Source organism: Roseateles sp., assembly GCF_039595295.1.
Lineage (GTDB): Bacteria > Pseudomonadota > Gammaproteobacteria > Burkholderiales > Burkholderiaceae_C > Roseateles.
This window is the reverse complement of sequence record NZ_JBCNLU010000012.1, coordinates 138,890-150,411: the sequence shown is the minus strand read 5'-3', so window position 1 is coordinate 150,411 and position 11,522 is coordinate 138,890. Positions and strand designations below refer to the sequence as shown.

Genomic DNA, 11,522 nt, shown 5'->3' with positions numbered 1-11,522 from the left:
CTGCCGGATCATGGCCTCGGTGAAATCGGGGCCGGCGCGCAGCTCGGGGTTCTCGATCAAGGCCACCACCGCCAGCCGCTCCGGCACGAAGCTCAGGCCGATCTCGTAATGGGCCAGGGTCTCGAAGGAATCGAAGGTCAGCGTGCGCGTGAGGTTGGCATTGCGGATGCGGCGCGTGACGCGCTGCTCCGAGCCGGACTCGACCGTCTCGGTGATGGTCGTGGTCCGGCGCGAGCGCACCCGGGCCGCCGCCTTCTGCGTCGCCTCCTGCGTGCGTGAGGCCGTGGTCCGCGCCACGTTGGCGACGTTCTGCGTGCTCTGCACACTGGCGTTGGCCGAGACCTGGATGGACGCCACGCCCGGCGAATAGGACACGTCCAGCGATCCGCCCACCTGCCAAGTGAAGTCCTGCTTGCTGGTGAGCTCGTCGAAGGTCTCGTCGCTGTCCTTGCTGGTGTCGCTGCTCTCCCAGCTCTGCTCGGTCTCCGTCTCGCTGGACTGCGTCAGCGAGCGCGAGCGGCGCTCCCAGCTGCTCAGCTCGATCAGCACTTCCTCCTGCGGCGTCAGCGCCAGCGAGCTCAGCAGCGCGCCTCGGCTGAAGCCGGTCAGGGTCCAGGTCTGGCGCCAGGGCACCATCACCGCCACCGGAATGCCGCGCCCGCCCGGCAGGCGCGGCTCGACCAGATCGCCGACGCCGCGGTTGGAGGAATCGGCCGGCGCCGGCGCCGGCGCGGGCACCACCCATTCGACGACGATGGGCATCAGCGTCACGTCGCCCACCAGCACGAAACCGCCGTCGCCACCGCCGCCCGACGACGCGCCGCCGGACCCCGCGGAGCCCGATCCCTTGCCGCCGCCCTTGCCGCCATCGGGCTCGTCGTCGATGTCCTTGCCGTCGTCCGCGCCGCCGCCGTTGGGGTTGTAGATCTTCTTGCGCAGTGTCATCGCGGGCTTCACCACCAGGCGCAGCGGGCCGTCGCGCACGCTCATCGTGGCCTCGCCGCCCAGGCGCAGCGCCGCGACCTGCTTGGCGTCGAGCACCAGCGGTGCCGCTCGGCCGCGCTCGTCGGGCGCGGTGGGCGCGGCGAGGAACGCCGGCAGGTCGACGATCTCGACCGTCCCGGGCGCGGGCTCGCCGACCGCGGGGCTCAGGCGCAGACGCCGACGTACCTCGTCGGCCTCGTCCAGCAGCTCCGTGTCGACGGGCTGTTCGTCGAGCAGCGCCGACACCACCGCCGCGTCGACGCGGACCCGTGCCGATTGCTCGCCGACCGTCATCGTCTTGGTCGCGATCAGCGTGGCCGCCTGCGCGGCCGTGACGCTGAGCTCGTCGACCGCCAAGCGCAGCAGCACCGACCGGCGCCCCGCCCCGTCGCGCCGCGCCAACTCCACCAGCAGCTCGCCCCCGCCCACCAGCACCTGGCGTTGCGCGCGGCTGAGCGCGAACTGGTACTCGATCTTCTCGACCTCGAGCATCCCGCGCGCCAGCACCTGGGCGAGCTCATCGAGCTCGACCTGCGGCGCGTCGCGCTCGTCGGTGGAAGCCAGCAGCGCCTGCAGCGATCGCCCGCCCAGCCGCATCAGCTCGGCGCTGTCGGCGTCGGCCTCGCCGGCGCCGTTGTCCTTGCGCATCTTGGCGCGCAGGACCTGGGTGGACACCTTCAAGCTGCCCACCGGATCGATCACGATGCGCTGGGGTTGCGGGTTCGGTCCGGTGCCGGGATCGAAGAGCTCGATGAACTGTCCGAAGTCGAAGACCCGGGTCACGTTGCCGACCGGGATCTCGGCCGAGCAGCCCTCCAGCAGGGTCGTGGAACTGGACGCGCCGGCCGCGCCGGACGATGCGTCCTTCGGTGCCGTCTGAGGCTTGACTTCCGCCATCTCGTGCTCCCTTGCCGCGGCGAAGGCCGGGCGATGCGGCGCAGTTGTCGCACCAAGCGCGCCGCGGCCTCATCCCTAAGTCCGCGACTGCGCGGTCTCACCCCCCGCGATCCCGGGATCCATCGGGGTCGCGCGAGGGACAGGCAAGGGACACGGACGGGACACGCAAGCACGGCGGCATGCCGCCGTCGCGACGCGCACGCGACAGCGTTCGAGCGCGGGCTCGAATAAAAAGCACGGTCGTTCTTTTTTCCAAATTGGACAGATAGAATGCGTCGCAACCCGCCCCAGCCAGACAGCGAGCCGGCCTGAGCCGACCCCGCAGACCGGACGTGGCCCCCACGACTAGAACGAGCAAGGAAGACCATGACCTCCGAAGAACTCATCGCCCAGTACGGACCTCGCGACAGCATGGAATACGACGTGGTGGTCGTCGGCGGCGGTCCCGCCGGCCTGTCCACCGCGATCCGCCTCAAGCAGCTCGCCGCGGAGAAGGGTCAGGAGATCTCGGTGGTCGTGCTGGAGAAGGGGTCGGAGGCTGGCGCGCACATCCTGTCGGGCGCGGTCATGGATCCCAAGGCCATCACCGAGCTCTTCCCCAACTGGAAGGAACTGGGCGCCCCGCTCAATCAGGAAGTCACCGGCGACCAGGTGCTGTTCCTGAACGAGACCGGCGCCACCGAGACGCCGCAGTTCCTGATCCCGGACTGCTTCCACAACCACGGCAACTACGTCATCTCGCTGGGCAACGTCACGAAGTGGCTGGCGCAGCAGGCCGAAGCGCTGGGCGTGGAGATCTTCGCCGGCTTCGCCGCCGCGGAAGTGGTCTATGACGAGCAAGGCCGCGTCAAGGGCGTGGCCACCGGCAACGTCGGCGTCGGCAAGGACGGCGAGCCGCATGAGGGATTCCAGCTCGGCATGGAGCTGCACGGCAAGTACACGATCTTCGCGGAAGGCGCGCGCGGCCATCTGGGCAAGCAGCTGATCTCGAAGTTCCAGCTGGACGCCGGCAAGGATCCGCAGACCTATGCCATCGGCATCAAGGAGCTGTGGGAAGTCCCCGCCGACAAGGCGCAGCCCGGCCTGGTGGTGCACACCGCCGGCTGGCCGATGGACAAGGAGACCTACGGCGGCGGCTTCCTGTACCACCTCGAGGGAAACAAGGTGACGCTGGGCTTCGTGGTGGGCCTGGACTACAAGAACCCGTGGCTGTCCCCGTTCGAGGAGATGCAGCGCTGGAAGACGCATCCCTCGATCCGCAAGCACATCGAGGGCGGCAAGCGCCTGGGCTACGGCGCGCGTGCGATCACCGCGGGCGGTCTGCTGAGCCTGCCCAAGCTGGTCTTCCCCGGCGGCGCGCTGGTCGGCGACGACGCCGGCTATCTGAACGCCGCCCGCATCAAGGGCAGCCATGCGGCCATCAAGTCCGGGATGATGTGTGCCGACGCGATCGCCGAGGCCCTGGCCGCGGGTCGCGCGCAGGACGAGCTCTCGGCTTATCCGGCGGCCTTCGAACAGAGCTGGCTGCGCGACGAGCTGAATCAATCGCGCAACTTCAAGACCTGGTTCAAGAAGGGCAACACCGTCGGCACGCTGATGACCGGCATCGAGCAATGGCTGCTGCCCAAGCTCGGCATGAAGAGCCCGCCCTGGACCATCCATCGCGACAAGCCCGATCACGTCTATCTGCGCCCCGCGTCGGAGATGCCCAAGATCGCCTATCCGAAGCCCGATGGGAAGCTGACCTTCGACCGGCTGTCGTCGGTGTTCGTGTCCAACACGAACCATGAGGAGAACCAGCCGGCGCATCTGACGCTCAAGGACGACAGCGTGCCGGTGGCGGTGAACCTGGCCAAGTACGCGGGCCCGGAGAGCCGCTACTGCCCGGCCGGCGTTTACGAGTTCGTGAAGACCGACGACAACGGCGAGCGCCTGCAGATCAACGCGCAGAACTGCGTGCACTGCAAGACTTGCGACATCAAGGACCCGACCCAGAACATCGTCTGGGTCACGCCGGAAGGCGGCGGCGGCCCGAACTACGTGAGCATGTAAGCCGCGCGGGGCCTGCGCCCCGTCCGCGCTTCAACGACAAGGCCCGCCATCGGCGGGCCTTTGCTATTGGAAAGACGCATCGCGAGGCTTGCCGCAGAGCGCTCAGCGGGGCGACAGCTCCCGCATCCAGCTCGCGAGAATCTGCTCCTCCAGCGAGCCATGTTCCTGATGCGCGAGGATGCGCTCGCGCTCCACCGCGCTGCGGTTCTGGCTGAGCTTGGCCTTCATGGTCCAGCGCTCCACCGGAATCCTGAAGCCGACGATCGCGCCCAGCATCTTGCGCTGATAGTCCGCCGGCAGGCCGCGCCACTGCGCCGCATAGTCGGGTTCCTGCGTCGCGATCAGGCGCTTGAGCAGCGCGTCCTTGCCGTGCTCGTCGTCGATGACCTGCACCGGCCCTTGCACCTGCAGCGTCAGATAGTTCCAGGTCGGCACGGAGAGCGGCGTGTCGTAGAGCGAAGGCGAGACGTAGGCGCCCGGTCCGTTGAACTGCACCAGGACCCGATCGAGCTCGCCCGACAGCAACGCCGCCACATGCGGATTGGCGCGCGCGAGGTGGCCTTCCAGCCACCAGCCCCCACCTTTCGTCGGCTCGCTGGGCGCGCGCCAGATCATGGGCACCGGCGTGGCCGACAGCCCGTGCACCGGGTCGATCAGCATCAGCGTGGCGAGCGGATGTTCCTGGATCATCAGCCGCGCATGCGAGAGATCCGGCAGGTCGAAGTGCTTGGGCGTGTACATGAGCGAAGACTGTAGGCCACATCGCCCGCCGCGTGCAGAACAGCGCTGACCTGTTTCAACACCAGAAAGAGAAAACCCCCGCAGCTTGCGCTACGGGGGTTTCACATCTGGTTGGCGGAGACGGAGGGATTCGAACCCTCGATGCAGGTTTTGCCCGCATACTCCCTTAGCAGGGGAGCACCTTCGGCCACTCGGTCACGTCTCCAACCGGGCAAGCCGAGACTATAGCACGGCTATTCGAGCCCTCAACCGAAACTCCGGTTGAAATCGCTCATTCGCACCGAGATCAGGCTTCAATTTCCTGGTCCAGATCGAAGGCGCGATGCAGCGCGCGCACCGCCAGCTCCATGTACTTCTCGTCGATGACGACGGAGGTCTTGATTTCGCTGGTCGTGATCATCTGGATGTTGATGCCCTCTTCCGACAACGAGCGGAACATCTTCGACGCCACGCCCACATGCGAGCGCATGCCGATGCCCACGATCGACACCTTGCAGATGCGCTGATCGCCGACGACCTTGGCCGCCTGCACCGCGGGACCGACGGTCTTCTCCAGCAGCTCCATCGCGCGCTGGTAATCGTTGCGGTGCACGGTGAACGAGAAGTCGGTCTTCCCGTCCTGAGACACGTTCTGGATGATCACGTCGACGTCGATGTTGGCGTCGGCCACCGGGCCCAGGATCTGGAACGCGATGCCGGGCTTGTCCGGCACGCCCAGCAGCGTCACCTTGGCCTCGTCACGGTTGAATGCAATGCCGGAGACGACGGCTTGTTCCATGTTCTCGTCCTCTTCAAAAGTGATCAGGGTGCCGGACTTGGCTTCTTCGTTGATGTCGATGTCCCAGGGCGTGAAGCTGCTCAGCACGCGCAGCGGCACCCGGTACTTGCCGGCGAATTCCACCGAGCGGATCTGCAGCACCTTGGAGCCCAGCGACGCCATCTCGAGCATTTCCTCGAAGCTGATCGTCGTCATGCGACGCGCTTCCGGCACGACGCGCGGATCGGTCGTGTACACGCCGTCGACGTCGGTGTAGATCAGGCATTCGCTGGCCTTGATGGCCGCGGCGATCGCCACCGCCGAGGTGTCCGAGCCGCCCCGGCCCAGCGTCGTGATGTTGCGGTCCTCGTCCACGCCCTGGAAGCCGGTGATGACCACCACCTTGCCGGCGTCCAGGTCGGCCTTGACCTTGGCGTCGTCGATGCTCTCGATGCGCGCCTTGGTGTACGAGTTGTCCGTCGCCACGCCGACCTGCCAGCCGGTGTAGCTGACGGCCTCCATGCCTTCGGCCTGCAGCGCGATGGCCAGCAGGCCGACCGCGACCTGCTCGCCGGTGGAGGCGATCATGTCCAGCTCGCGCATCAGCGCGGGCGAGGAGCTGGCGGGGGAAAGGTCCTTGGCCAGACCGAGCAGGCGGTTGGTCTCGCCGCTCATGGCGGACGGGACGACCACCATCTGGTGACCGGCCCGTGCCCACTTGGCGACGCGCTTGGCCACGTTGCGGATACGGTCGGTCGACCCCATCGAGGTGCCGCCGTACTTGTGAACGATCAATGCCATGGGAGTGTCAGATGACTGCTGAAGGACGTCATGCCGACGTCCGCATTACCGCGGGAAGGAGGTGCGCCGCGACCACAGCCGACGATTCTAAGACCCGTCCCTGCCCGCAACGTCGCGAGCCATGCGCGATCCGCATGCATCCGGCGTCCAACGCAGCGTCATTTGTGCTTCACCGGGCGCCGCGGACCAGCGCGCGTCAATGCCCAGCCCAGGCACGAACAGCAGTCGGCCGTCGCCGTAGATCAGCGGCCCTTCCCTCTGAACAGCGGGGACTCCCGCCGTTTGCCAGCACTTCTTCAGCGCGCGCGCCAGGCCCTTGGCATGCGTCTGGAAGCGCTCGCCGCCTTCGCGCGGACGCAACTCGACATTGCTGAGCGCAGAAAGCGCAAGTCCACCCTCGGTCACGGGTTCGACATCGAAGGCACCGCCCCACTCCGCCACCTCATGACGACCCGGACGCGCGAAATCGCGGCGGATGACCGCCGTATCGCCGCCGATGGCGATGCCCAGGCCGGCGAGCGATGCGGGCGGCGCCGCGGCGCTCGGCGGCGCGACGGGCCGCGCCTGAACGAAGAAGCGGCCGCGATACAGATGGAGCTCGCTGCCGCCCAAGGGCCACCGGGCGACGGCGCCGAGGCGGCCCTCCTCGAGCAGCCGTCGGATCAGGGTCGCCGGCGCGGTGCGTCCGCTCATGCGGCGCAGCCAGGCCCGCAGCGCATTCGACGCGCGAGCCGGGCTCAAGCGGGTCAGCATCGCCTGATCCAGACCGGTCTCATCGGCCCAGCGTGCCAGGTCTTGCTCGGCGATCTCGTGCTGGAGCTCGGCCGCCTCCTGCGCCCATTGCGCGGCGTTGGACAGCGCCGTTTCCGCGCCCGCCGACATGGCGAGCAGCCGCGGCCACACCGCCTGCCTCAGGCGGTTGCGCGCGAAGCGAGGATCGGTGTTGCTGTCGTCATCGATGAAGCGCAGATCGTGCGCGGCGACGTAGGCCTCGACGGCCTCGCGCGGATGGTCGAGCCAGGGCCGCACCCAGCACACGCCGTCGCGCCATTGCGCGCGCGGCATCGCCGAGAGCCCGGCCACGCCGGCGCCTCGCAGCGCCTGGAGCAGGAAGGTCTCGGCCTGATCGCGCCGATGATGGGCGAGCAGCAGCAGATCGGCCTCGGCTGCGAGGGTCAGGCGTTGCAGCGCGCGGAAGCGCCCGCCGCGGGCCCAGGCCTCGATGCTCTCGCCGGCGGAGGGCGAGCCGCTCAAACGCTCATGGACGAGCGTCACCGGCAGCCCTTGCGCCGCCCAGCTGTCGACCTGCGTCTGCAGATGCGCCAGCCACGCGTCGGCGTGGGGACTCAGCCCGTGATGGATGTGCAACGCCACCACGCGCAAGCCCAGCGAGTGGGCCGCAACGGTGGTGGCGTGGAGGAGCGCCGTCGAATCCCGGCCGCCGCTCGCGGCGACCGCGATCACGCGGCGTGCAGTCGAAAAACCGGACGCCGCGACGTCGGGATCAGCGGCTCTTGGTGTCGCCGAAACGGCCATAGGCCTGCAGACGCTCGTAGCGGCGGTCCAGCAGATCCTTGGTCTTCAGGTCCGAGACCTGCCGCAGGGCGTCGCCCAGCGCGCGCTTCAGATTCGAAGCCATCTGCTTCTGATCGCGGTGCGCGCCGCCGACGGGCTCGCTGACGATCTTGTCGATCAGGCCCAGCGCCTTCAGGCGATGCGCGGTGATGCCCAGCGCTTCCGCAGCCTCGGAAGCGCGCGCCGCCGTCTTCCACAGAATCGACGCGCAGCCTTCGGGAGAGATCACCGAGTAGGCCGAGAACTGCAGCATCAGCACCTGGTCGGCCACGCCGATGGCCAGCGCGCCGCCGGAGCCGCCCTCGCCGATCACCGTCGCGATGATGGGCACTTCCAGCTGGGCCATCTCGAAGATGTTGCGGCCGATCGCTTCCGACTGGCCGCGCTCCTCGGCGCCGATGCCCGGGTACGCGCCCATCGTGTCGATGAAGGTGAACACCGGGAGGCCGAATTTCTCGGCCAGCTTCATCAGGCGCAGAGCCTTGCGATAGCCCTCGGGGCGCGGCATGCCGAAGTTGCGCAGCGTGCGCTCCTTGGCGTCCGAGCCGCGCTGATGGCCGATGACCATGCAGGCTTGCCCGTTGAAGCGCGCCAGACCGCCGACGATCGCGGCGTCATCCGCGAAGTGCCGGTCGCCGTGCAGCTCCTGGAATTCGGTGAAGACTTCCGAACAGTAGTCCAGCGTCTGCGGACGCTGCGGATGTCGGGCGATCTGATAGACCTGCCACGGGAGGACATTCGCGTAGATGTCCTTCGTCAGCTGGTGGCTCTTCTTGCCCAGGCGGTCGATCTCTTCCGAGATATCCACCGCGGACTCGCTCTGCACGTAGCGGAGCTCGTCGATCTTGGTCTCGAGCTCAGCGATCGGCTGCTCGAATTCGAGGAAGTGTTTCTTGCTCATTCAATAATCCACCGGTAGCGGATCAAGGCTCCGCCAAATGTACCATGTGGCCACCGAGCGATACGGGGCCCAGCCCTCGCCGAGTTCCCGGGCTTCCGCCCGCGAGACCGGCTCGTCGCTGAAGTAATGCTGGCTGATGCCCTTCAGCAATCCCAGATCGTCCAGCGGCAGGACGTTGGGCCGCATCAGGTGGAAGATCAGGAACATCTCGGCGGTCCAGCGACCGATCCCGCGGATGGCCACCAGCTCCTCGATGATGGGTTCGTCGTCCATCTGCGCCCATTGGCGCACGTGGACCTGACCCGATTCGAAATGCTGCGCCAGGTCGCTCAGGTACTCGACCTTGCGGGCCGACAGCCCGACCCCGCGCAGCACGTCCTTGTCCAGGCCCAGCACTTCGATCGGCTTGATCCGGTTGGACGGGCCCGACATCAATCCGGCGAGCTTGTCCCAGGTCCCCTGGGCCGCCTTCACCGAGATCTGCTGACCGACGATGGAGCGCGCCAGGGTCGTGAACGCGTCGCCGCGGCTTTGCAGCCGGGCCTCGCCGAATTGCGGGATGAGCTTTTTCATGACCCGGTCGCGTTTGACCAGATGACGACAAGCCTCGTCCCAATAGTCCGGGGTCACCCCGGCAGTCGCCACACGCGCCATCAGGCCTGGTCTCCGGCTTTGGCGATGCGCACCCAGCTCGTGCCCGACGGGGCATCCTTCAGCTCGATGCCCTGCTCGACAAGCGCCTTGCGGATGCGGTCGGCCTCGGCGAAATCGCGCGCCGCCTTGGCCGCCGCGCGCGCGGCGATCTGCGCCTCGATCGCGGCCTCGTCCAAGCCGGTCCCCGCTTGCAGGAAGGCCTTCGGCTGCTGCTGCAGCACGCCCAGCACGCCGCCCAGCGCCTTCAGCAGGCCGGCGTCGGCCGACGAGCGATCGCGATTGACCTGATTGGCCAACTCGAACAGCACCGCCAGCGCACCGGGGGTGTTGAAGTCGTCGTCCATCGCCGCCTTGAACGCGGCCGCATGACCGCGGGTCCAATCGATGGCCACCTCGTCCGCCGGGACCGCGTCCAGCGCGGTGTAGAGCCGGCGCAGCGCGGTGCGCGCGTCGTCCAGGCTGACGTCGCTGAAGTTGAACGGGCTGCGGTACTGCGTGCGCAGCATGAAGAAGCGAATCGACTCGCCGTCGAACTTCTCCAGTACTTCCGCGATGGTGAAGAAATTCCCCAGGCTCTTGGACATCTTCTCGCCGTCGATGTTCAGGAAGCCGTTGTGCATCCAGACATTGACAAACGGACGGCCAAACGCGCCTTCGCTCTGCGCGATCTCGTTCTCGTGGTGCGGGAACTGCAGGTCCATGCCGCCGCCGTGGATGTCGAAGCGCTCGCCCAGCAGCGCGCAGCTCATCGCGGAGCACTCGATGTGCCAGCCCGGGCGGCCCTCGCCCCAGGGGCTGGCCCACTTGGCCTCGGCGGGCTCCTCGGCCTTGGCCGACTTCCACAGCACGAAGTCCAGCGGATCGCGCTTGCCGTCGTCCACCGCGACGCGCTCCCCGGCGCGCAGCTGGTCCGGGGACTTGCCGCTGAGCTTGCCGTAGCCCGCGAACTTGCGCACCGCGTAGTTCACGTCGCCGCCGTCGGCCTGGTAAGCCAGGCCCTTCTGTTCAAGCTTGCCGATGATGTCCAGCATCTGCGGGACAAAGTCCATCGCGCGCGGCTCGTGCGTGGGCGTCGAAATACCCAGCGCCGCGAAGTCGCGATGCATGGCCGCGATCATCTCGTCGGTGAGCTGGCGAATCGTGATGCCCCGCTCCAGCGCCCGGCGAATGATCTTGTCTTCGATGTCGGTGATGTTGCGCACGAAGTTGACGTCGTAGCCGCTGGCCGCGAGCCAGCGATAGACGACGTCGAACGCGATGTTCATGCGCGCATGCCCCATGTGACACAGGTCGTAGACGGTGATGCCGCACACGTACATGCGGACTTTGCCCGGCTCGATCGGTTCGAAGGGTTGCAGCTGACGGGTCAGCGTGTTGTAGATGCGCAAGGAGGACATGGATGTGTCGCGCCGGACGTCCACCCCGGAAGATCCGCCGCGGGCACGGGACGCCGCTACCACCGGGCCCGCGCAGTGTTGCTGGGCGTCGGAGTGCGGCGTGTCGTGCGGTGGAGGCGGAAGAGCCGGCCGGGTGACGAGCGGGAGACGAAAGCTCGCTCTAGAATGCCCGGCAGTATAGCGGCCCGACCATGCCAAGAATCACCCCCCTGCTCCGCTCCTTCGCCCTCGTCCTGGCGGCGCTGGGCTTCGCTCCTCTGTCGCAAGCGGCCGGCGTCGTCGACGACGCCCAGGGCCTGTGGGCCGCGGGCAAGCGCGACCAGGCCATCAAGATGGCGGAGGACGCGCTCAAGAACACGCCCGAGGATCCGCGCCTGCGCTTCGCGCTGGGCACCATGCTGCTGGAACAGCAGCAGCTCGAGCGCGCCAAGGTCCTGTTCACCGGCCTGACCGAGGACTTCCCCGACCTGGCCGACCCCTACAACAACCTGGCAGTCATCAACGCCGCGCGCGGCGAGTACGAGGCCGCGCGCCAGAACCTGATGCGCGCGCTGGACCTGCAGCCCGACCACGGGCAGGCGCAGGAAAACCTGGGCGACGTGCTGATGCGCCTGGCCCAGCAGGCTTACGAGCGGGCGCTCAAGCAGGCGCTGGGCGACGACACGGCGCTCAAGCTCAAGCTGCAGCGCGTGATCGCGTTCAATGGCGCCGACGCCAAGGGCGCTCCAGCGCGCTGAACGCCAGGCCCGTGTCCCGTTTCCTG

General features: G+C 67.7%; 9 protein-coding genes and 1 tRNA gene. 2 read left to right on the top strand and 8 right to left on the bottom strand.

Annotated features, from left to right (window positions below):
• Positions 1-1,881 (bottom strand): hypothetical protein (locus tag ABDW59_RS11845; protein ID WP_343630004.1); only part of this gene is annotated, 1,881 nt, incomplete at its 3' end.
• A gap of 366 nt (positions 1,882-2,247) precedes the next feature.
• Here ABDW59_RS11845 and ABDW59_RS11840 point away from each other — a divergent pair.
• A complete protein-coding gene (locus tag ABDW59_RS11840) occupies positions 2,248-3,933 on the top strand; it encodes an electron transfer flavoprotein-ubiquinone oxidoreductase (RefSeq protein ID WP_343630002.1) in 1,686 nt (561 codons plus the stop codon).
• A 102-nt stretch (positions 3,934-4,035) separates the two neighbouring features.
• Here the strand turns inward: ABDW59_RS11840 and ABDW59_RS11835 are convergent, their stop codons facing one another.
• The 7 genes from ABDW59_RS11835 to cysS form a co-directional block, all read right to left on the bottom strand.
• The gene (locus ABDW59_RS11835) at positions 4,036-4,674 is read right to left on the bottom strand and encodes an FMN-binding negative transcriptional regulator (protein WP_343630000.1); all 639 of its coding nucleotides are present in this window, start codon (positions 4,672-4,674) and stop codon (positions 4,036-4,038) included.
• A 112-nt stretch (positions 4,675-4,786) separates the two neighbouring features.
• Positions 4,787-4,879, bottom strand: a tRNA-Ser gene (locus ABDW59_RS11830).
• 81 nt (positions 4,880-4,960) lie between these two features.
• Positions 4,961-6,232 (bottom strand): aspartate kinase, encoded by a 1,272-nt coding sequence (locus ABDW59_RS11825; protein ID WP_343629999.1) that lies wholly within the window; start codon positions 6,230-6,232, stop codon positions 4,961-4,963.
• A gap of 87 nt (positions 6,233-6,319) precedes the next feature.
• Entirely contained in the window at positions 6,320-7,696 is a 1,377-nt protein-coding gene (tilS, locus tag ABDW59_RS11820) for a tRNA lysidine(34) synthetase TilS (protein WP_343629998.1), read from the bottom strand.
• Positions 7,697-7,736: 40 nt separating this feature from the next.
• A complete protein-coding gene (locus ABDW59_RS11815; RefSeq protein WP_343629997.1) occupies positions 7,737-8,708 on the bottom strand; it encodes an acetyl-CoA carboxylase carboxyltransferase subunit alpha in 972 nt (323 codons plus the stop codon).
• Entirely contained in the window at positions 8,709-9,362 is a 654-nt protein-coding gene (locus ABDW59_RS11810) for a DNA-3-methyladenine glycosylase (RefSeq protein WP_343629996.1), read from the bottom strand. It abuts the gene before it with no gap.
• On the bottom strand, positions 9,362-10,759 hold the full coding sequence (gene cysS / locus ABDW59_RS11805; protein WP_343629995.1) for a cysteine--tRNA ligase: 1,398 nt from the start codon (positions 10,757-10,759) through the stop codon (positions 9,362-9,364). Before cysS ends, ABDW59_RS11810 begins: the two co-directional genes overlap by 1 nt.
• Positions 10,760-10,950: 191 nt before the next feature.
• Between cysS and ABDW59_RS11800 the strand changes: the two genes are divergently transcribed.
• Positions 10,951-11,496, top strand: coding sequence for a tetratricopeptide repeat protein (locus tag ABDW59_RS11800; protein WP_343629993.1), 546 nt, complete (start codon positions 10,951-10,953; stop codon positions 11,494-11,496).
• The last annotated feature ends 26 nt before the right edge of the window (positions 11,497-11,522 follow it).

Excerpts from the sequence above, each read along its gene's own strand:
- ABDW59_RS11815 (WP_343629997.1), bottom strand. The coding sequence starts at position 8,708 with ATGAGCAAGAAACACTTCCTCGAATTCGAGCAGCCGATCGCTGAGCTC.
- ABDW59_RS11825 (WP_343629999.1), bottom strand. The coding sequence starts at position 6,232 with ATGGCATTGATCGTTCACAAGTACGGCGGCACCTCGATGGGGTCGACC.
- ABDW59_RS11840 (WP_343630002.1), top strand. The coding sequence starts at position 2,248 with ATGACCTCCGAAGAACTCATCGCCCAGTACGGACCTCGCGACAGCATG.
- ABDW59_RS11800 (WP_343629993.1), top strand. The coding sequence starts at position 10,951 with ATGCCAAGAATCACCCCCCTGCTCCGCTCCTTCGCCCTCGTCCTGGCG.
- ABDW59_RS11810 (WP_343629996.1), bottom strand. The coding sequence starts at position 9,362 with ATGGCGCGTGTGGCGACTGCCGGGGTGACCCCGGACTATTGGGACGAG.
- ABDW59_RS11835 (WP_343630000.1), bottom strand. The coding sequence starts at position 4,674 with ATGTACACGCCCAAGCACTTCGACCTGCCGGATCTCTCGCATGCGCGG.
- cysS (WP_343629995.1), bottom strand. The coding sequence starts at position 10,759 with ATGTCCTCCTTGCGCATCTACAACACGCTGACCCGTCAGCTGCAACCC.